The sequence below is a fragment of the Bacteroidota bacterium genome (genome assembly GCA_039111535.1).
Taxonomy (GTDB): Bacteria; Bacteroidota; Rhodothermia; order Rhodothermales; family JAHQVL01; genus JBCCIM01.
The window spans coordinates 1-21,572 of the sequence record JBCCIM010000061.1 but is presented as its reverse complement, the minus strand read 5'-3'; the positions used below and the strand labels follow the sequence as shown (position 1 = coordinate 21,572).

At 51.1% G+C, this 21,572-nt stretch carries 16 protein-coding genes; 14 read left to right on the top strand and 2 right to left on the bottom strand.

Annotated features, from left to right (window positions below; genetic code table 11):
• Nucleotides 1-22: 22 nt before the first annotated feature.
• The 6 genes from AAF564_11510 (at nt 23) to AAF564_11485 (ending at nt 9,669) form a co-directional block, all read left to right on the top strand.
• Nucleotides 23-1,036: a helix-turn-helix domain-containing protein gene (locus tag AAF564_11510; GenBank protein MEM8486168.1), complete on the top strand. Its 1,014-nt coding sequence runs from the start codon at nt 23-25 to the stop codon at nt 1,034-1,036.
• 257 nt (nt 1,037-1,293) lie between these two features.
• Nucleotides 1,294-2,496: a PQQ-dependent sugar dehydrogenase gene (locus AAF564_11505; GenBank protein ID MEM8486167.1), complete on the top strand. Its 1,203-nt coding sequence runs from the start codon at nt 1,294-1,296 to the stop codon at nt 2,494-2,496.
• A gap of 75 nt (nt 2,497-2,571) precedes the next feature.
• Nucleotides 2,572-3,789, top strand: coding sequence for an aminopeptidase (locus AAF564_11500; protein ID MEM8486166.1), 1,218 nt, complete (start codon nt 2,572-2,574; stop codon nt 3,787-3,789).
• Between the two features lie 311 nt (nt 3,790-4,100).
• Complete coding sequence (locus AAF564_11495; GenBank protein MEM8486165.1) at nt 4,101-7,325, top strand: ATP-binding protein; 3,225 nt, start codon at nt 4,101-4,103, stop codon at nt 7,323-7,325.
• Between the two features lie 112 nt (nt 7,326-7,437).
• Nucleotides 7,438-8,319 carry an AraC family transcriptional regulator gene (locus AAF564_11490; protein MEM8486164.1) on the top strand — a complete coding sequence of 294 codons (882 nt, stop codon included), beginning with the start codon at nt 7,438-7,440 and terminating at the stop codon, nt 8,317-8,319.
• Nucleotides 8,320-8,706: 387 nt separating this feature from the next.
• Nucleotides 8,707-9,669, top strand: coding sequence for a nuclear transport factor 2 family protein (locus tag AAF564_11485; protein MEM8486163.1), 963 nt, complete (start codon nt 8,707-8,709; stop codon nt 9,667-9,669).
• 86 nt (nt 9,670-9,755) lie between these two features.
• Here AAF564_11485 and AAF564_11480 read toward each other — a convergent pair whose 3' ends face one another.
• The gene (locus tag AAF564_11480; GenBank protein MEM8486162.1) at nt 9,756-11,471 is read right to left on the bottom strand and encodes a T9SS type A sorting domain-containing protein; all 1,716 of its coding nucleotides are present in this window, start codon (nt 11,469-11,471) and stop codon (nt 9,756-9,758) included.
• Between the two features lie 181 nt (nt 11,472-11,652).
• Here AAF564_11480 and AAF564_11475 point away from each other — a divergent pair, with 181 nt between their 5' ends.
• The 6 genes from AAF564_11475 (at nt 11,653) to AAF564_11450 (ending at nt 18,911) form a co-directional block, all read left to right on the top strand.
• On the top strand, nt 11,653-12,240 hold the full coding sequence (locus AAF564_11475; protein MEM8486161.1) for a sigma-70 family RNA polymerase sigma factor: 588 nt from the start codon (nt 11,653-11,655) through the stop codon (nt 12,238-12,240).
• On the top strand, nt 12,230-14,893 hold the full coding sequence (locus tag AAF564_11470; GenBank protein MEM8486160.1) for a protein kinase: 2,664 nt from the start codon (nt 12,230-12,232) through the stop codon (nt 14,891-14,893). The genes AAF564_11475 and AAF564_11470 overlap by 11 nt, the downstream gene beginning before the upstream one ends.
• A 127-nt stretch (nt 14,894-15,020) precedes the next feature.
• On the top strand, nt 15,021-15,443 hold the full coding sequence (locus AAF564_11465) for a DUF4345 domain-containing protein (protein MEM8486159.1): 423 nt from the start codon (nt 15,021-15,023) through the stop codon (nt 15,441-15,443).
• An 86-nt stretch (nt 15,444-15,529) separates the two neighbouring features.
• Nucleotides 15,530-17,896, top strand: coding sequence for a TonB-dependent receptor (locus tag AAF564_11460; protein ID MEM8486158.1), 2,367 nt, complete (start codon nt 15,530-15,532; stop codon nt 17,894-17,896).
• Between the two features lie 123 nt (nt 17,897-18,019).
• Nucleotides 18,020-18,712 carry an RNA polymerase sigma factor gene (locus tag AAF564_11455; protein ID MEM8486157.1) on the top strand — a complete coding sequence of 231 codons (693 nt, stop codon included), beginning with the start codon at nt 18,020-18,022 and terminating at the stop codon, nt 18,710-18,712.
• Nucleotides 18,713-18,725: 13 nt separating this feature from the next.
• A complete protein-coding gene (locus AAF564_11450; protein MEM8486156.1) occupies nt 18,726-18,911 on the top strand; it encodes a hypothetical protein in 186 nt (61 codons plus the stop codon).
• 87 nt (nt 18,912-18,998) lie between these two features.
• Here AAF564_11450 and AAF564_11445 read toward each other — a convergent pair whose 3' ends face one another.
• The gene (locus AAF564_11445; protein ID MEM8486155.1) at nt 18,999-19,625 is read right to left on the bottom strand and encodes a hypothetical protein; all 627 of its coding nucleotides are present in this window, start codon (nt 19,623-19,625) and stop codon (nt 18,999-19,001) included.
• Nucleotides 19,626-20,111: 486 nt separating this feature from the next.
• Here AAF564_11445 and AAF564_11440 point away from each other — a divergent pair, with 486 nt between their 5' ends.
• A complete protein-coding gene (locus tag AAF564_11440; GenBank protein MEM8486154.1) occupies nt 20,112-20,648 on the top strand; it encodes an ECF-type sigma factor in 537 nt (178 codons plus the stop codon).
• On the top strand, nt 20,626-21,572 hold a 947-nt coding region (locus AAF564_11435), incomplete at its 3' end, for a serine/threonine-protein kinase (GenBank protein MEM8486153.1). The genes AAF564_11440 and AAF564_11435, both read left to right, overlap by 23 nt.

Here is a 21,572-nt window from a genome sequence, read left to right as displayed (position 1 = left end):
TTGCCTTTCGGGAGTTGCTATCGTGTTGGATGCTAGCGCCATTTTGGTCCTTGGATTTCTGGGCATAGCGCAAGCTTTGTTTTTGATGGTTTACCTGTTTACGCTTAAAACGGGAAATCGCAAGGCGAACGTATTGCTGGGCCTGGTGTTATTGGGTCTGACCATCCGCATTGGCAAAGCCGTATTGCTGAACCACGGACCACTCGACCCCTGGGCACGGAATCTGGGCATTTCTGGGTTTCTGCTGGTGGGGCCGGCGTTGTGGTTTTATGGGCAGACCCTCTTCAACAAAGCAAGTACCTTCCATGCCGCACACTTCGCGCACCTGCTCCCCTTCCTGTTGTTTGTAGCGTGCTGTGCACTGATTCCTAACAATGGGAATGTTGCTTCACTAGGCTTCTATACGGCAACACTTCTGCATCTGGCGGTCTACCTTGGCTTGTCGTGGCGATTGTGTTACCGTGTTCGTGATGTGGCACGCAAGGCACTTGTTGCGTGGTATAGGAATATCCTTGCAGGCGTCACGCTGATTCTTATGCTCTATGCCGGCATTTTTATTGGACTCGTCCCGCTCTATCTGGTCGGTGCAACCGCGTTTTCATTGCTAATCTACCTGTTCTCGTTTCTCTTCCTGAAGAAACACCACTTTGCGCTGGAAAAATACGCGCAGTCTGAAGTTGACATCGGTGCATCAAAAAAGCTTGTTGCCAGGGTCCAAGCGCTCTTTAAGGAAGAAATGCCTTACCTGAATCCAGCTACGTCGCTCGATACCGTGGCTGCGATGCTCGACGTTAAACCGCGCAGCTTGTCGCAGGCCATCAATGAGGTTGAGCAAAAGAACTTTTCCGAATTTGTCAACGCACACCGGATCGCACATGCCGAAGCTCTGCTGGTCCATCCGGAGCGCCGGCAGGATAAAATTGCAACCATTGCTTTTGATAGCGGCTTCGGCAACCTGACGTCTTTCAATGTGGCCTTCAAGTCCCGGCTTAACCTTACCCCTTCCCAATACCGGAAGCAGCACGGCACTGCTTGATTATTCACAGTCCTATCCTTCGTCATGCCCAACCCGATTGGGCATCCATCAGTATGGAAGGAGCCATCACTCTTAAGACTGCAACCATCAGACATACCTGTGGATGCTCAGTCAAGCTGAGCATGACGGTTCTTAAACGTACCATCAAACCAACACCTCTTTTTCGCTTCAATAAACACGATTGTTAAAGAACTGGATCACCTCAAACGCGATATTGCAGCTACATTTGTACCTAGAAACTGCTTGCAATCGATACCATGTATAAACTTGTTCTGCTCTTACCCCTGCTTTTCTGGGGATGCCAACCACCAGCCTCTACAAACGAAAAGGTCAGGCCCGTTAAAGAAGTGGTAATGGACGATTTAAAACGTCCCTGGAGCATCGCGTTTCTTTCGGATAACGAAGCCCTGGTTACAGAGAAAGACGGCAACTTGCTGCGGGTGAATCTCCAAACCGGAGAGCGCGCCATTGTACAGGGCATCCCTGTTGATCGTACCGATTCTACAGTTACCAAAGTTGAAGATGCTACGTCGTTGCACTACCCCAGAGGCATAGCAGCCGGCCTCAAAACTACGTTTAACGAAGGGCTGCTTGATGTAGTCCTCGATCCCGCGTTTGCGACCAACCAGCGCATCTTTCTTACTTACGTAGCGAGCGGTGAAGGCGGTACAACAACCAGAGCAATCAGCGGGCAACTCAAGGATGACAGCCTTACAAACATCAAACAAATACTCCTGGCTTCACCCTATTCCGACGGCTCGTTTCATTACGGCGGCGGCATGACGTTTGGGCAAGATGGCAAACTGTATATTACGGTTGGTGACCGCCTTTTTTCAGAAGCTAGGCAGCCGGCCCTCCCCTACGCACAAGACGTTGCGGATACCCGCGGGATGATCTATCGCTTCAATCCAGATGGTACTGTTCCGGCAGACAACCCATCCTTTTCCCAATCGGTAGTGCCCGGCGCATATGCGTATGGTATCCGAAACGTACAGGGCCTGGCTGTGCATCCGCTTTCAGGTAATATCTGGTTTACCGAGCATGGCACCATCCAGGGAGACGAAGTCAATTTGCTGCAGGCCGGCGCCAATTATGGCTGGCCAATCCAAACAACGGGTAGATACCGGGCACCCAATTATCAACCACCTGTACTGGAAAACGAGACCTTCACCCCACCCAAATGGTTTTGGCGGCATACGGTTGCTCCAACCGGCCCTGTATTTTATACCGGAGATGAATTCCCCGCATGGCAGTACGACCTCCTCGTCCCAGGCCTGAGCGGCGGCAGTTTATGGCGGTTTCGGATAGAAAAGCAAACCATCAAAAGCACAGAAGAACTTTTTGTAGATGCCAGGATACGCGCCCGTAAAATTGCACAGAGTCCGGCGGGATACCTGTACCTGCTAACCGATGAAGTTGACGGTAAAATTCTGCGAATCAAACCAGATACGAGGGATTAGCTTCGGCATTGAACAAGCGTTGCCTGTATTCGTTTGAGCCGCATTCTTGTTCAGTAGACTCAAATCGAAAACAGCGTGTCGTACACTCCTTCAACCCAGATCTTACAGAATTACGCCAACATCCTTGTTAACTACGCCCTCGGCAATGGCAAAGGCATCAAACCCGGCGATGTCGTCCAGATTGTGGCTAAAGACAGCGCAAAATTGTTGTACGCCGCGCTGTACAAAGCCGTCATTCGTGCCGGCGGACATGTGATGCCGCTCTACTTGCCCGATGACCTTGCTGACGCAAACCTCGAACGCTTCTTCTTCGAGCATGCCAACCAGGCGCAGCGTGAGTTCTACCCCCGAGCGTATTACGACACCCTCATCGATACCATCGACCACCGGCTAACGGTACTGAGTGATGAAGATCCGCACAACCTTAAAGGTATTGACCCGAAGCTCATTATGCAGCGCAACATTGCGCGTTCGCACTTCCGTGAGACCTTCTTCAAAAAAGTAAATGCCAAACAGGCTTCATGGACCTTGGCGCTGTATGCGACCGAAGGCATGGCCAAAGAAGCCGGCTTGTCGCTTGAGACCTACTGGGAGCAAATCATTGATGCCTGCTATTTGCGGGAAGAGGACCCGGTAAGCACGTGGAAAAATCTTCAACAAGAAATCCACGCCGTAAAAGACCGCCTCAATGCGCTCGATATCCGCAAAGTGCACGTCAAAAGCGAAGATGCAGACCTGTGGATTTCCATCGGTGAGCAGCGCAAGTGGCTGGCTGCAACCGGACAAAATATCCCCAGCTACGAAATCTTCACCTCTCCTGATTGGCGGGGCACCGAAGGCTGGATCCGCTTCAATCAGCCCCTGTACCGCTATGGCAATCTGATCGAAGGCATTGAGCTGGAATTTAAAGATGGGCTGGTGGTCAACAGCAAGGCAACAAGAAACGAGGCTGTATTGAAGGAGATGATTGCCACGAAAGACGCCGACAAAGTGGGTGAATTTTCGCTTACAGACAAACGCCACTCCCGGATCACGCGGTTTATGGCAAATACGTTGTATGACGAAAATGTGGGCGGTGAATTTGGCAATACACACATCGCAGTAGGCATGGCGTACAAAGATGCCTACGCCGGCGACCCCAACACCCTCACCAAAGAAGACTGGAAGCGTCTCGGCCTCAACGACTCGGTTGTGCATACCGACATTATGTCCACCGCAGACCGGACTGTAACCGCAGTGTTGGCTGATGGCTCTGAACAGGTGATTTACGAAGACGGGATGTTTCAGGTGTAATCACGCCAACCGGCAACGTTACCTCAATTGCACAACCAGCGCCCACAAATCAGCCATCGTCTATCAGGGAAGATGGGATACGTAGATTACTGTTTATTGGATTGCTCTTTAGTAGCCATTTAGATTACGCAAGCCTTAAAAAAGGCCGTACCTTCTTTTTACCTGCTGCATTATCTAGCCTAACTATATCGCTTCTTTAGTCGATTCCCAGACTGTACGCAATTGTTTGGATCTCCATGTGGTTTAGCTTAAATCTGAGACGCGTAACCTGTTGTTACCTGTACGTCTTATTCGCAATAATGCTGATTGGTGTGCCCGAAACCTCAGCCCAGCAAGCAGATAGCTGGGCTGAAGTGGGCCGGCTGCCTTTTCGTTTTTTTGATACCACCAAGTACGGCGCTTCTTCGGAAAACTGGAGTATTTCACAAGACGACCAGGGCATTATCTATGTCGGTAACACAGACGGTTTGCTCATCCATGACGGATCCTCCTGGAAACGTGTTCTTCTTCCAGGGTCCATGGCTCGAGCGATTGCGATAGACCAAAATAACACCGTATATATTGGCGGATACAAAGAAATAGGCTACCTAGGCGCTGATTCAACCGGCTCACCGCAGTACCATTCGCTTGTAGATAAAATACCAGAAGACTACAACGAATTTGTTTATGTCCACTCGGTGTACACCATCGGTGAAAGTGTTTTCTTCCTGACTGGATCCAAGCTGTTACGCTTGCAACATGACACCATAAACGTATGGAAAACCAAGCGGTTGGTCCGCGGTGTCCTCCCATTGGGCGAATCAATTTTAACATACACCGGCGAACAGCTCTTCACATTGGATGCCCAGGATACGCTGGCTGAACTCCTACCACAAGGGAACCCTTTGACAAACATCCTGGACATCATTTCTTTTGGTCCAGATCAGTTCCTTGTGCTTTCCAGTAACGGCCTGTTTCGATGTAACATAACGTCGTCTTCCAGTACTTCCAGCTATACGTGTGAAGCGCAGCCCACGGATGCACCTTTTATGGAAAAAGCCGGACAGTTACGTAGGCTTGCTGATGGAAAAATAGTGATCCGTTTTGAAGGCAAAGGGATTGCGCTGTTGAATGCACAGCTACAGCTGTTGCGGTATTTCGACACGAACAACGCCCTTATTTATGACGATATACTCGATATTTACGCAGATAGGGAATCTGCTTTGTGGATGGCTTCGCGCGACGGCGTAGTCCGGCTCGAAACCACAAGTAATTGGTCTACTTTCAGTTGGAACGAAGGGCTATCTGGACACGTCACGCAGGTATTGAGATGGCGCGGCAGCGTGTTTGCCTCTAGCTTTGCCGGCATCTATGAGTTGATTCCTGGAGATGCTTACAATACGGCGCGTTTCAGGGTCGTTCAGGGCAGCGATACCCTCGATGGCTGTTATGACATGGAAGTTGTCAATGACCAACTGATAGCCGCCTGTCTGTACGGCGTTGTAAGCGTTGAAAAACGCCCCGAACGCGCCTCTATCGCTACCATACTGGCTGAACCTAATTTTTATCCCTGGAAAATCCTCCGCGATCCGTTCGATCCAACGCGTTTCTTTGTAGCCGGCCAAAGCGAAATTGCCCACTATAAGCTCGAAAGTAACAAGATCGTAGCGACCCACACGCAACAAATTACCCCCCGAATGCATCGCATTACCGTCGACCCCACAAGTCAAACGCGAGGCAGCACCCGCTTATGGGTTGTATCGGACGAAGCCCAGATTTACCACATTGACGTATCCCCTGAGGATGAAGCCTGGCAAGAGGATCTGTACCACGATTTTGACAAGCTCGACGGCAGGGTCCAGGAGTTTTTCTTTATTGACGACACCTTCTACACAGCCTCACCACACGGTCTCTTTGGCATCAAGAACCCAGCCCAACCCCACTTTGAGAAAGAAGTTCAAGCTGGCAACCAGGAGGCCCAATACTGGGGACAGGATCGTGATGGCAATGCATGGTTAGTGATAGACGATCAGGTCCGGGTTGTGCGTGGAACTGAAGCAGGGAATTTGCAAATTTCTGCGCATACAGCACCGGAACGTATCGAAGCCATTGAAGCAGGGACCTACAACAAAGAACCATCAGGCACGGTGTGGTTGGGACATTTGAGGGGCGTTGTTCGAATCAATGAAGCCGGCATGGCCACGCAGCACCAAAAACCTACGCTTTTCCTAAGCGAAGTGTCTGCGCTACGCAGCGACTCCGTGGTCTTTAATGGACTCGTTTCTAATTGGACAAATCACATCTTCGCGTACCAGGAAAATGCCATCCGATTCTCCTACGCTGCACAAATCTATGATCAACCAGAGCGTGTGCGTTACCGGGTATGGTTACAGGGGTCAGATCAGGGCTGGAGTAACTGGATGCCAGAGCCTTTCAAAGAATACACTAACCTCCCGGAAGGATCGTATACGTTTAATGTACAGGCCAAAAACGCGGTAGGCATTGTCAGTGACAAAGCCAGTTTTCCGTTCAAGGTTCTCCCACCCTGGTACCGTGCGCAATGGGCATACGCACTCTGGATCTTGCTTAGCCTGGGTTCGCTTGGCCTTTCAATCTGGTTAATCAACAGGCTGCAAACCCAACGATTGAAGGCACGTAATGCATACCTGAACCAATTGGTAGCAGAGCAAACAGAAGAAATAAGAGCCCAGAACGCTACGTTGGAGGATGCCTACCACGAAGTACAACAAATCAATACCGATCTCAAGCAAACCAATACTGCGCTAGAAAATCGTACAGCAAAGCTGCGGCAGGCGCTGGCTGCCAATAAAGAGATTTTGAGCATTACAGCCCACGATCTCAAGAACCCGCTGGGCGGTATTATTGGTCTTGCTGAGATGATCATACAAGACATCGAAGCCGGCGTTCAGGCCACCTATGAAAGCACAATAGACAACATCCCGCTCCTGAAAGAAGAAGCAGAGCGGATGCTCGAAATTATCATTGCCCTGCTGGATAAACACCGCCAGGGAGAAGCCCCCGTGTTACGTTTAGAAAAGACAGCGCTCAGCGACCTTGTGACAACCGTTGTGCGCTGGAATATGAAGCAGGCCGGCAACAAAGGCATCAACCTCCATTACGTAGCCAAAGAATCGATTACGGTAAACGTTGATGCCCTCGCCATCCAACGGGTCTTGGATAACTACGTATCCAACGCTGTAAAATACAGCCCTTCGGGGGCTAACGTATGGATTGAAGTAACCCAGTTGGATCTGGAGGACTCAACTGTTACCCGCGTAGCTGTACGGGACGAAGGGCCCGGGTTGACTACAGACGACCAGCAAAAAGTGTTTGGCAAGATGCAACAGCTCAGTGCAAAACCAACCGGCGGTGAGCATTCGAGCGGGCTGGGGCTTTTTATTGTAAAACAGCTTGTTAACGCCCATGGCGGCGAGGTTGGCGTAGAAAGCACCCACGGCAATGGCGCTACCTTTTGGTTTACCTTACCCCATGCAGAAAGTGCTGTCTATCAGCCCCACCTTTCCCCTTCACATTGATCCAGCACTTCACTGCTGCATCATGCCGCTGGACAAACAGCGGAGATATCTTATTTTGGGTACGCCGCTTACGCGGCAACCCGGATTTTGATAGTTCAGCGTGCCGGCTCCAATGAAACGCGATATTGTAGACCTTAAATTCAGGCACTCCGAGGATAGACCCTACGGAATTGACATCATTACAATCGATGAACGCTACCAAAGACACCAGGCCCGTTTTGCCACACAGTCTTTCCCCCAGCGGCTCGATTTTTTTGTCTTGATGTATGTCACCGAGGGTAAAGGCCAGCACCTCATCGACTTTATACCGTACGATGTCGCACCCGATACGCTTATCATCATCGGTAAAAACCAGGTCCACCAGTTTTCGTCACAACAAACGTTTGACGGCCATCTCATTGTCTTCCAGGAAGCTGTATTACAGCGCGCCCTGCTGAATTTTGATACGGCGATTGCTTCTTTTTTATTTGACCCTATCAATTCGTCAGCTTATCGCTTGCAAGATGCGCAAGCCTTGCAACCTGACATCAGCCGGCTTATTGAAGAATACCAGGGCCCCAACGACTCCGAATGGCTGCCGATTGTATGCCATCAATTAGGCATTATCATCCATAAGACAGCGCGATTCGGCCAGCTTTCTAATGCTGATGACCAGCGCCTGACATGCCCGCCGCTGCTCATCGAATTCAGTAAGTTGCTCGAACAGCATTACACGGATCATTGGACAGCCATTGCTTACGCAGAGGTACTCAATATATCTACGAAGTCGCTGGGCGCACTTACAAAGAAACACCTGGATCACACCCCCAAAGACGTCATAGACCGCCGGCTGCTCCTGGAGATAAAACGACAACTGGCCCACTCGAAACTGTCGGTTAAGGAGATTGCATACAAGCTTGGTTTCGAGGACCCGTCTAACCTGAACAAATTTTTTAAACGCCGGCAAGCGCAAACCCCATCCGCTTTCCGTACAGCAGTACGCCGCTCGATTTAGCACGAAGTCATCCCTGCGTCGGGCTACTTTTCGCCACAAGTCTTTTCCGTCATGCCCAACTCGATTGGGCATCCACCCGGATGGCGATCAGGCCCGTGTGCATTGTCATTCCTGTGGACCCCGGATCAAGTTCGGGATGACGAAAGGGAGAGGACGATAAAAAACAGCAGACGTAGACAAAAAGCACAGGCCTACTCATCAAGCGACGGCCAATTCATACTGCCTTTATCTAACAAAACAACGCTTTTATTCCACCACCTTCCCAACCGTACTGCTTTTTCCACATCACTACCTTTCGCTTGGTTGCCCTGCATGGTAAGCTATCGATGGCTATTACATCAACAGGTGCGATGGCCAAAACCACTCGAATTCCAAACAAACAGTACCATGCTCAATATTAAAAACACGCGTGCCCGCCTGCTGCCTTGCCTACTCCTGGTAGCGATTGTCCTGACGGGATGCCATACAACCGACAAAATGGTGGTAGAACAACAAAACGCTCGTGAAGCTGAGGTTATCAAAAACAAAGCTTCGATCATGGCCTTTTACGAGAAAGCGCTGACCGTAAATAACGAAACGCGCCCTACTGCCGTATTAACACCAGTTTTAGCTGAAGGCTACAAATCCTCCAGCTCCGTCGACTCGAAAGGCGGCGAACAATTGATGGGACAGTTGGAGTTTTTCTGGAAAATCATCCCCGACCTGAAATGGGAGCCCCAGCAGATCGTTAATGAAGGAGATGTATACATCGTCAGAAGTATAGCGACGGGTTCTCCAAACGGCGACTTTATGGGCGTCCCTACTGATGGTAGCAAGTCTTTCAAGATCTTGACCATAGACATGCACACCATGAAAGACGGCCAGTTTGTAAGCACGCATCACGTGGAAGACTGGGTAACAGCCATGCAGCAACTGAAGCCGGCCACACCGCCAGTGAGCGAAGCAGATCAAACCATGAACGTAGCCATGGGCTTTATGGAATCTATGGGTAAAGGCGACATGGAAACCATGATGGGGCTGATGCACGACGACATGGTTTGGCACAACGAAGGTGACGCAAGCTTGCCCTGGATCGGCAATTGGGTGGGCAAGACCGTCATCCTGGAAGAGTTTATGCCGCTCTTTGGTGAAAATCTGAAGACGCTCGACTGGAAGACCGAAGACGCCATTTCAGGTGGCGATACAGCAGCTTTCTTTGGCACCATGGTTGGCCTCGCCACCAAGTCCAACCAAAAAACCAAAGAATTCACCTGGGCGCTCCGCGTGAAAGTGAAAGACGGTCAAGTCATCCTCTGGAACTGGTTTGAAGATAGTTACGAAATATCTCGCGCCTATCACGGTGGCAATTAATCCGATACTTGACCCACTAGCGTAAAAAGGGCAGCATCTCGGATAGAGATGCTGCCCTTTTTTACTCAATCTAGGTCGTGGTGCACCTACTCAAGCATTGTCATGGCACCACTATAGGCGCTCTCCCCCAACTGAAGACGATAAAAATACAGGCCGGCTGGCAGCGTATCTCGCTCAAATCGGATGCGATGCTCGCCCGCCGGATATGTGGCATTTGCCACCTGTGCAACCCGCCGGCCTAGCATATCAAACACCTCCAATACGAGCTGGGTAGGACTGGAAAGATCAATCGGAATCCAGGTCTCACCGCTGAAAGGATTGGGGTAATTTGGTCCAACTCGTCCAGCAGTGCTTTTATCAATCGCCTCGTTCGACACGGCATCTGCTATTTCCCCTTCACGCCCCAGAAGCCACAAAACCGTGTTGTTGAACAACGTCAGCCCGTCTATAGCTGCTTGCGCACCTCCCTCTTCAACAAAGAAAAAGCCGGCCCGACGCGCAGGTGCCGTACTTGCAACCATGGCAGTACCTTGCTCATACGCAAACAATACAGGCAAACCTCCGCCATCCTCGAATCTGCCAACTATTACTGCCTGATCCGACGGCACACCAAAAGTCATGGTTGTGCCTGCGCTGTAAACTTCGATTGCTCCTGTTGCACCAAAAGCAATCGGATGACCAACATTGTCAAGCCAGAGTTGCTGGCCGGATGCTGTTGCCCCATAATCAGTGCCGGCTTGGCTTCCGGTAAAACCTAGCGCGGGATACAAAGCAGCTTCCCAGGTAAGCAACGGAACTGCGGCCTCACGCCAATCAGCAGAAAATGCCTGCGGGTCAATCGAAGCAGAGACAACAACCAGGTCCCGCCCTACCCCATCATCTGTGGTAACGGCGTTGTCATCCATAACATCAACCATCAATCCCATAGCCGTCATCCGATCATGGGCCTCCTGATCTGAAGCGCTCAGTGAAGAGGCATCATCTACTACAAACAGTACGCCATCGTCTTCGCCGCCCCCGCCGGCAAGCGACTCCACGGTATAGCTCACTGAACCCCAGATTTGAAAAGCATCATCAAAACCCATATGTGCTGTTAATCCGTCTTTAGTGATGAAATCGATAGATTCGTCGGTGGCGATGACCATACCGTTTGTTGAGACTTCGCGGGTGACGAGGATGCGCAGGCAATCAGCAGACCCAGCCGGCGTTTCCAGGGTCCCCCATCCATCAACCGTCTGGGTCATGGTCACCGACTGAACGAAGTTGCCATTGGGCGAAGTGATGGTCTCGGTGTGCGTAGACGTCCAGGTATCGCCAAAAGTCATTGGCAATTCGTAAAGCACCTCCGGTGGGACATTTTCGATTTGCGTAAAGCCGGTGACAAGCGTACCATGAAAATTAAGCGCGCTACTGGTCACGCTGTAGAAGCCGTAGCCATCAGCCGGGAAACTCGGATTTGATGCCATGGCGGCAAACTCAATGTAATCAGCGCCAGCATATGCAGCGACATTCCCCCCTGGACCGGCTGGACTAAAAGCCAGCACCTCCGTGGTTGCCGCGTCTGGTAGGTCGTACGTAAAAGGTGTCAAGTCGTATACCTGATTGGCTCCGACTTGCGCCGCAAGTGCTTGAATAGCATTCGATTCCCCGAGAAAAGGCGTGGGTGAAGCAGTAAACGTTTCTGTATTTCGAACCTGTCCGATCACAGGTTGAAAATCCGTTTCAGTGAAAGAGATTTGTGCATACGCCGGCGAGCAAAAAGCAATAATCGCCAAAATCGCGGTTAGCAATACTTTGTTCATGATGTCTCCAGAATCTAGCTAAGAATTGTTCTGACAGCGGGCTTTGGGAGCAAAGTGCTCCACTAAAAGTTTTTAGCCCATGCCCTCCGGTAGATGTGCAATGCTTTTGCAAAAGGGATCATCGATTCCCAAGATTTATTTTTTACCTTGGGTATTATCAGTAAATTTGATCGTGTAACACATGGGTGATGGTGAAGTAACCCGGTTATTGGTCGCCTGGCGGCAGGGAGATGAGCAAGCGCTGGATGCGCTTATGCCCAGCGTGTACGATGAACTCCGCCGGCTCGCGCATAAACACCTCAATCGAGAACGGCAAGATCATACCCTGAACACCACCGATCTCGTCCATGAAGCCTATCTCAACCTTGCCGGCGGTGACCCGGTTGCCATCAACAACCGCACACACTTTTTTGCCATAGCTTCCCGCGTGATGCGCAGGCTGCTGATCTGGTATGCCCGCCGCAGAAACAGCGTCAAGCGAGGTGGAGGAATGCCCAACGTATCACTCGAAGCCGGTGCCGTGCTGGCTGATCAGCCAGTTGACGAGTTGTTGGCACTGGACCAGGCCATGGGCCGGCTTGAAGTGCTCGACCAACGCCTCTGTCGCGTCGTGGAATGCCGGTACTTCGGCGGGATGACTGTTGAAGAAACCGCCACAGCGTTAGAAATTTCATCTGCCACCGTAAAACGGGATTGGCGTACCGCGCGTACCTGGCTGCGGCGCGAACTGACAGCTGACAATTCCACCGATCGTTCTCATGACGCCTGAGCGCTGGGCACATATCCGTGAGACGTTTGAGACGGCGCTTGCATTGCATGAAGAAGCAAGGGGCGCTTACCTCGAAGAAACCTGTCAGGGCGATACAGCTATGCTTGAGGAAGTGCAGTCGCTCTTGCAAAGTGAAGCAGATACTAGTCCCTTCCTCGATACGCCGATCACGCTGGAAACCGTATTTACAGCGTTTTATACAGAGGAAATGCCGGTATCCATTGGCGTCTACCGATTGCTGGACCGACTCGGACAGGGCGGTATGGGTACTGTATTTCTGGTGGAGCAGGAAGATGGCGCACTGGCAAAACCGCTGGCGCTAAAACTGCTCGACCAACAGCGGCTCGTCTCCCGGTTTGAACAGGAGCAGCACATCCTAAGACATCTGAACCACCCGGGAATAGCCCGACTGATTGACGCCGGCTTCGCGCCCGACGCCCTCAGCAGTACTGGCCAACGCCCCTACCTCGTCATGGAATACGTTGAGGGGGTACCCATCGATCAATACTGCAATGCGCATACCTTATCCGTTGATGCACGCTTACAACTTTTTATACAGGTATGTCAGGCAGTACAGTACGCCCACGAAAACCTGGTGCTGCATCGCGATCTTAAACCTTCCAATATTCTCGTTGAAGAAACCAGCAACGGACCAAAAGCAAAACTATTAGACTTTGGGATTGCCAAACTCCTTCATCCCGTCGAATCCGCAGCCATCCCGATCACGCGCACAGGCCAATACCTGCTTACACCGGAGTATGCAAGTCCGGAGCAGTTGCGTGGCGCCCCCATTGCTACAACCTCAGACGTGTATGCCCTGGGGGTCCTGCTCTACAAAGTCCTGACTGGGACGCGCCCTTATGAAGTGCAGGGCAAGTCGGCAGCCGAAATCGAAGAAGTTGTGCACAAGGCAATTCCGAAACGCCCCAGCGAGGTTGTTGACAATGACCGTTTCCGCCGCCGGCTGCAAGGAGACCTGGACACCATTGTGATGAAAGCGCTGCGCAAAGAACCAGGCAGAAGGTATCGCACTGTCTCAGACATGGCAGGCGACATCCAGCGACATTTGAACCACCTGCCCGTTAAAGCACGGCCCGTTTCCCTGCCATACCGCTTCAACAAGTTTATCCGCCGGCACCGAACGGGCGCAATCGCCAGTTTCCTGATTGCACTAACGCTACTGGGTGGTGTTATTTCAACAGGATTACAATCCCGACAGGTCGACCGTCGCTCCCACCAAATTCGCATGTTGACCGCTTCGCTTTTGTCGGATATTGACGATGCGATCCGGGACTTGCCAGGAGCCACAAAAGCAAGAGAACAGCTGGTCGCTACTGCCGTGGTATTCCTCGACAGCCTGCAACAGGAAATGCCCCGCCACCAGGCCCTCCAACTCGAAATGGCCAATGCCTACGACCAGCTGGCAAGGCTACAGGGGGATCCCCACTACTCAAACCTCGGGTTGCTTTCTGCGGCAAAAAAGAGTTACCAGAAAGCGTACAAAATCCGCCAGCAACTGTGGCTAGCAGACTCAACTGATGCCGCCTTGCAACATGCCCTTGCTGTTAGCCTTGGTCATATGGCCGTGCTGGAGTCGTGGACAGGTGATAACAACCTTGCGATCAAGCAATCGCAGGATGCACTGCGCATTATGGTAATGCAGCGTGCATCTGACCCGACGATCAACACCCAGTATGACAAAGCTCGGATCCAAAGTGAACTGGGTTGGTGGCTGATCTGGGGTGGGCGCAGAGCCGAAGGACTTGTGCATTTACGAGAGGCCATGCAGGTTTTGGAGCGGATTGCGCCGGCGCATCCCGATCATCTGGATCTACAACTGCAGCGCTGGCGCAATTACTGGTACCAAACGGATGGCCTCAAATTCACCGCCCAATACCAAGCTGCTGCCCAATTATTAGAACGAAAAGCCCAGCCCCATCTGGCAGCGTTGGCACAGCGGTATCCAACCAACCCAAGGGTACAATATGGTGAGCACACCGTGCATTATTTTCTTGGCCAGATTTATCTTGCATTGGACGATTTTGAGCGTGCGCGTGCTGCATACGAAGCATCTTTGATGCACGCCAAAGAAATGATCGCTACAGACTCCACCAATCAGAAAGCCCATATGGCCCTGGCTTTCGGCAATAGCGCGCTGGGGTTTTGGCATTTTGAACGCGGCGCATACCAGCAGGCCATCCCCTACTTTGCAAGCACTGTTGTAATGCGGCATAAATTATATCTGCAAGATGCAGAAAATCAGGAGGCAGCTAATTCATTGAGCACAACCTATCGGATTTTGTGTCGGGCGTATCTGCTAAATGAACAAGTGGACCAGGCAGCTGAAACCTGTACAGATGCGATTGAATACATGGTGCCCGTGGTGGAAGGCAATCCGATCAAAGGCGTTCTCTGGGGCAACCAGGGGTTCAATTATGGCTGGCTGGCGCGTACCTACAAAGCAAAAGCTGCACAAGAACCCTCCCTTGAAATCCGTACGACCTATCTCACCCGCGCGCTTAACAACTACGACCAGAGCCTCGCAATTATGGAAAAGATCTTTGATCAACAGGCCGGCGACGACAATGCCTGGGAATTCTCCCTGGAGGCATTGCAAGAGGAGCATCGTGAAGTGCAAGTAGCGTTGAGATAAACTGACACCTCATGCCCATCCAAACCATTTTGGCGCAAAGGGTCAAAAAGTTGGCGCGCCCTACCAAGAAATATCCCTGCGATGCCAGCGATATTGAGGGAAATCACAATCAAACCTCAATATCACAATGCAAACTAATTCTCTTATAGACGCTAACCCCGTTGTTTCAACCACGCGTTCAACCGCCATTTTCCTTTTTGTAGCCGGCGTATTGTTACTGGCCATTGGCATTGGCATCCTCTTTACGCCCCATGCCTTTCACGCCAGCAATGGCATTTTTTTGGGTGCAGATCCAAACCTGCTATCTGAATTACGCGCACCGGGTGGCCTGCTATTGGGTAGCGCCCTAATCATTCTTGCCGGCGCTTTCCGCACTAAACTGCGCAGCCAGGCTGTAGACTTAACAATCCTCGTATACGGCACCTTCGGATTGGCTCGCCTTGTGGGCTTTTTACTGGATGGCATTCCCGCCAGCGGAATTGTTGCTGCAACCATCATTGAACTTGTGGTTGCAAGCATTGGTCTGCTTTTTTTCCGGCAACAGTCCTGATTCGATACAGTAGCCAATGGTGAGGTATAACAGCCGGCTTCTGTGTACTTGTTGCTGGAATAAATCACATTAAAAAGTACATATTCTTGAACCACCGTTTTGCGCTGTATTGCTTGGCCGCTGCATTGTTTTGGTTGCAGCCGGTCCCCGTTTTCTCCCAGGTAACTGTTGTCATTTCCGGCAACGTCATAGACGAAACCGGCGCCCCGCTAACGGGGGCTACAGTTTTCCTGGAAGGCACCACGATTGGTTCAACAACCGATTTGGAGGGATACTATACAATTACGGGTGTCACCCCGGGCACCTACAACCTGATAGCAAGCTTCGTGGGTTTTGAATCGCAAACGAAGTTCAACATACAGGTGAAGTCTGTAGGGAATCAGCTGTACAACTTCACCCTTTCAGAAACAGCTATTGAACTGGAAGGCGTCGAAGTGCGTCCTGATCCCAACGTCATCACCCGTGCCCGCGAAGCTCCCCTTTCTACACAGACGCTTACGGCGGTCGAAATTGCCACCTATCCGGGTGGTAATAACGATGTGGTTCAGGTAGCGCAGACCCTGCCCGGCATCTCCCCTTCCACTGGTGGCTTTCGCAATGACCTCATCATCCGCGGAGGCGCGCCCAACGAGTCGGTCTACTATCTGGATGGCGTCGAAATACCAAACATCAACCATTTTAGCACACAGGGCAGCGGCGGTGGTCCGGTGGGCATGCTCAATGTAGCCTTTATCGACGAAGTCACACTTGCCACGTCGGCCTTTGGTGCACAGTACGACAACGCGCTTTCAGGGGTTTTACAGTTTGACCAGCGCGCAGGCAACCGGCGCAGTTTCAGCAGTAACTTTCGACTAAGCGCAAGCGACGTAGCGCTCACCCTCGATGGCCCCTTATTCAAAGGATCCAATGTTGCAAGCAACACAAGCTTTATGGCCTCCGTGCGCCGCAGTTACCTGCGGTTTTTATTCGAACTGATCGGCCTGCCCATACGGCCGGATTACTGGGACTATCAGTACAAGATCACACATAAAATTGATGACTATAACACCATTAATCTCATCGGACTGGGATCGATTGATGACTTTGCTGTAGCATCAAGCGACGACCTGGAAGCTTCTGAGCAGGCCTCGCTCGATCAGGCGCCGTTTATCGAACAGCAAACGAATACCATTGGAATTTCCTGGAAGCGCCGGCTGCGCGATGCACCCGGGTTCATGCAAACCACGCTGAGCAACAACTTGCTCATCAACGATTTCTCGAGATTTGAAGATAACGCCACACAAACTGGCCTATTTTTCAACAATGATGCGCGCGAAATCGAAACGAAGCTACGATACAGCCTCACTTACTTTGCCGGCGACTGGAAGTTGTTGGGCGGCTTCAACACGCAATTGAGCCGCTACGAAAACACCACAACCGACCTCAATCAGGGTTTTTCCTATGAAACCGAAATCGACTTTGTAAAATACGGCGTCCACGCTAATGCGACGCGGTCTTTCCTGAACAACAGGCTTGACATCTCGATGGGCTTGCGTATGGATGGCGACAGCTATACCGAAGGCAACAGCCTGCTCGACACGTTCTCCCCACGCCTGAGTACGTCGTATGCATTCACTGCGGACTGGAAGCTCAACATGACACTGGGACGGTATTTCAAATTGCCCCCCTATACCATCCTTGGCTTTCGCGCTGCTGATCAGCTTGTCAACAAAGACGTCAAATACACACAGAGCGATCACTTTGTATTGGGACTGGAGTACTTCTTCAGTCCTGCGTCCAGCGTAAGCCTCGAAGGCTTCCTGAAGGTTTACGACAACTACCCGGTTTCCGTGCAGGACAGTGTTTCACTTGCCAACCTTGGGGCTGATTTTGAGGTATTGGGCAACGAGGCCGTCGAAACCGTAGGGCGTGGCCGCAGCTATGGCGCTGAATTGCTTTTCCAGCAGAAACTGACCAACAATTTCTATGGCATTTTGTCGTATACATTTTACCATAGCGAGTTCACTGGATTTGATCGGTCCACGTACATCAGTTCGTCGTGGGACAGCAGGCACCTGATTTCCTTTACCGGGGGATACAAACTGCCCAACAACTGGGAGCTAAGCGCCCGCTACCGCTTTGCCGGCCAGACGCCATTTGTGCCCACAGACCTCGAAGCAACCCGCAACGTCTACCCGGAAATTGTACCAGACTACAGCCGGCTCGGTGAAGAAAAACTCGGTGCATTCAGTCAGCTGGATGTGCGCATTGACAGACGCTGGAATTTCCCACGGCTCTCGCTTGATGTATTTCTGGAATTCCAAAACGCCCTCGCACAGGCCGCCCCCCAGGCGCCGGAATACGTACTACGGCGCACTGAAACGGGCGCGTTTGTGACACCACGGCAGCTGGACCTCCTCGCAGACGATGAGGGCGCATTCATTCCAGTCATCGGGATTATTGTGGACTTCTAGGGTACGCCAAATACCTGCAACCTTAAACTTGCAAACTTAAACAGCCCAACCCGTGTGACCCTTTCTAGCAGCTACGCATCTTTAAGGTAATCAAAAGTCAAACCCTTACCTGGCGTCTGCATCTTGACACCCAACGCGTTAATAACACACCTGCGGCCGCACTATGAAGATGTGGTGCGCTATTGCCGGCTGCTCTGCGCGCCCTACCCCGCTTCGGCTGCAGAGGATGTGTTGCAGGATGTACTCACAACTGCTTACGAAAAAGCAGCTACCCTGCAGGATGTCAACCGCTTTCGCCCCTGGCTCTTCCGCATCGTCAAACGCGCATTCCTGATGGAGCGCCGGCGCCGGGTTGTACGCCGCGCGCTGCCGTTGAGCGATGTAGACCCGGTTCGTGAAAGCCTGTACGACGACTACGAGCACTTCGACTGGAAAGGGCCACTCCTGGCAGCATTGGCCCAACTGGATATCAAGCAACGGGAGACCTTGCTACTGCACGAAGTTGCAGGCTTCAAACTGCGAGAAATTGCAGCCATCCAAAAAGACCGCAGCCTGTCTGCTACCAAAATGCGCCTGGCACGCGGACGCAAACGCATGCGTGAGCTGCTTGCCGAACATCCACCCATCAAATCGGCATCGGCATCTGCCGACCTGATCGAAGAAACACTCCGCATCATTAACCAAAACCCGGGAGGTGATCTAGTATGGCGCACGATCAGATGCGCCACCAGATCTTGGATTCACCGCGTTTGGGGTGACACCGCTTGGAAATGGTCGCACCATTTACAATCTCGTCCCCATCAGCGCCGCCTTTAGTACAACATCGAATTTGTCGATCCATGTCGTCACCCCGGTGTTGGTTGATACGGTAAAACGCGAGGGGATTTTTGGCGTGGATGTGCCGGCTAATGCTATTGTGGCAGTAAAGGGTGCGGTTAATACAGATGCGTTTGTATTGACGGGGAGCGTGAAAGAAGTAGCTACAAACGGTAACCAGGTATCGATCGTTTTGTAACCTGATCCATCTTTTCAATGTTGCGACGCAATTAGCCACATCAACAGCTTGTTGAGATACGGCTTTCCTCTCCACATACGGATTACGCTACAAGAAAGCCTTCAAATCACCAAGCACGTTTGATACTTCAGACTCAATGCACGGAAGTTTTTCGAAGTGGAATGTGTGGTTCTTAAATTCATTCCGATTGGCTGTAATCTGGCCGAGCCAGTTTCGCCGCTGATCTTTCAAGTACCCCAATTGGAAGTTGGCACCGAGCGCACAGGTAATCTGGTTTTCAAGCGTAATGGCTGCAGTTTCATTCGAGATTGGGCAACTCCACAGCTCTAGATTTTCGATATACACTTCGACGTAGTTTTTCCAATATTCGTCAAATTTGTCACCCCACTTTCCGAGGCCGCATTCATTGCCAACAAACCAGGCTTTTCGTTGTAAAGACAGCCCGGCGTAGTACAATACTTCTGCGTGGGATTTATTCATCAGCTCATAGACATCTTCTGCTGTATCTGGCTTCCAACAGGTCATGTTGCCCGTTCGGAGATCTGCTCTGAGGGTAGACCATTGTTCGGTAAATCCGCCGCCGTCCATTGCCCGACCCACATATACAACACGCGGAATCCAACCGTTGTAAACGAGTAAATAGACACCCTTTTCATTTCTCTTACTAAAAGATTTGAGGGTTTCGCTGTACGACCAATTCAACAGGTGCTCCATGGCTAACAGGGGTTACTTGATTAAGCAAAAATGAAATGTCAACCTTAACCGCGCTAAAAGAACAAGCCTGGTATCAAACACTGCATGAAAGGGCCGGCAATGCTTAGGGATCGTTAACCTGGAGCCGGCCGCCAGGAAGAACAACGGCCTAACCCTTTACTGCCGCTAAACTATTTATGCCTTTACTGATACCGCGTAGGAAGAAACAACGCTTTTCTAAATAATGCTATTCTAAATTGCTAGCTCCCGCGATGAACGCACTTGGGAGAACCTGCAACGACAGTTAGGTGACAGCACTGTGCTTCTCGGTTCAATGCATTGCTTCGTTCAATACAATGCATTCACTTGATGGAGAACGGCAAGGGGATCAGGAGGAAGCAAACCAAGGCCAGTTCTAGACAAACCAGCGTAGGCATCGCGTAACAATCCACGAGGCGCTACAGGATTTGCACGATTGTTAAGCCTACGCTCATATTTCGCTATCTAATGACCCGCAAGAACGACGAAATCGATGAGCATCTTTGCTCTGTCTACACAGATCTAAAAAAACTCGCAGCTTCAAAGTTATCTGGCGAAAGAATAGACATTACCCTGAGTGCAACGGGTTTGGTACACGAAGTCTATCAGCGTATGAGTAACCGGAGTGCCTCTAATTACCAATCTCCAACGCATTTCATTGCCATCTGCAGCATATATATGCGGCGTATTCTTGTTGACTACGCCAGAAAACGACAGCGCGCAAAGCGGGGCGGCAAACTGGAACGCGTCACTATTTCAGCAGCCATTAGCACCCTCAAGCCAGATTACGAGACCATCCTGGACGTCCATCGGGCGCTGCTCATCCTGGAATCTTCAAGTCCCAACCTCGCCAAGATAGTTGAATACAGGTTCTTCGCTGGGCTTACCTATGATGAGATAGCGCAGGTGTCTGACCTTTCTATTATTACCGTAAAAAGGAGATGGGCGCTGGCCAAGGCACGCTTACTTAAACTATTGCAAGATGAAGAAAGCAACTACTGTTGATCGCCGCGTTCTAATCGACGCCATATTTGAAGACGTTTTTGACCTGGACCCCGTCAACCGTGAACAACACTTCGAAGGCCTCCAGGTAGATGCCAGCATCATCCAATCTGTAAAAGAACTGTTGGCTTTGTCGGCTTGCGAAAGCGGGCCGATTTCGCGGCCGGCCTATGCACTTTTAGGTGATGAAGGCGAAGAGTTTAAACCAGGTGACACCCTTGGGGTTTATACGATTATCCGGGAGATCGGCCGCGGCGGCATGGGCGTAATTTATTTGGCCAGGCGGGCTGATGGGCAGTTTGATCGGAATGTAGCGATCAAAATCCTGAAGCCTGGCAAAATGGTATTTGCCAATGTAAGTCAGTTCTCCCATGAGATAAATTTACTCGCCGGCCTTGAGCATCCTCGCCTGTGCCGGCTCTACAATTCCGGGATAACGCCAGGTAACTTCCCTTACATGGTCATGGAATACGTGAATGGTGAACCCTTTGACGTCATACATACCTGGGAGCAGCCGGAAATATTGCAGTTCTTTCAAATGATTTGCGATGGTGTAGGATATGCCCATACCCGTGGCATCGTCCATGGCGACCTCAAACCAGAAAACATCCTGGTTCGAGACAAGGCTCCTGTGATCATGGATTTTGGCATTTCCGCATTCAGCGGTGCACAACCGTCCTTGCACATGACACCTCGATATGCCTCCCCAGAGCAAATCAACCAACTGAGCATTACCACCCAATCAGACATCTACTCCCTGGGACTGATCTTCAGCGAATACACAAAACGCTTCGGGCATGCAGAACTGACGGCCATTTCCAACAAGGCCACAGCTACAGATCCGATAGAAAGATATCTCACGCTTGATTCGTTCAGCTCGGATATTGTGAACGTACTAACGTCTCAACCCGTAAGTGCGGTAAAAAG

Excerpts from the sequence above, each read along its gene's own strand:
- AAF564_11505 (MEM8486167.1), top strand. The coding sequence starts at position 1,294 with ATGTATAAACTTGTTCTGCTCTTACCCCTGCTTTTCTGGGGATGCCAA.
- AAF564_11490 (MEM8486164.1), top strand. The coding sequence starts at position 7,438 with ATGAAACGCGATATTGTAGACCTTAAATTCAGGCACTCCGAGGATAGA.
- AAF564_11485 (MEM8486163.1), top strand. The coding sequence starts at position 8,707 with ATGCTCAATATTAAAAACACGCGTGCCCGCCTGCTGCCTTGCCTACTC.
- AAF564_11480 (MEM8486162.1), bottom strand. The coding sequence starts at position 11,471 with ATGAACAAAGTATTGCTAACCGCGATTTTGGCGATTATTGCTTTTTGC.
- AAF564_11475 (MEM8486161.1), top strand. The coding sequence starts at position 11,653 with ATGGGTGATGGTGAAGTAACCCGGTTATTGGTCGCCTGGCGGCAGGGA.
- AAF564_11470 (MEM8486160.1), top strand. The coding sequence starts at position 12,230 with ATGACGCCTGAGCGCTGGGCACATATCCGTGAGACGTTTGAGACGGCG.
- AAF564_11465 (MEM8486159.1), top strand. The coding sequence starts at position 15,021 with ATGCAAACTAATTCTCTTATAGACGCTAACCCCGTTGTTTCAACCACG.
- AAF564_11445 (MEM8486155.1), bottom strand. The coding sequence starts at position 19,625 with ATGGAGCACCTGTTGAATTGGTCGTACAGCGAAACCCTCAAATCTTTT.
- AAF564_11440 (MEM8486154.1), top strand. The coding sequence starts at position 20,112 with ATGACCCGCAAGAACGACGAAATCGATGAGCATCTTTGCTCTGTCTAC.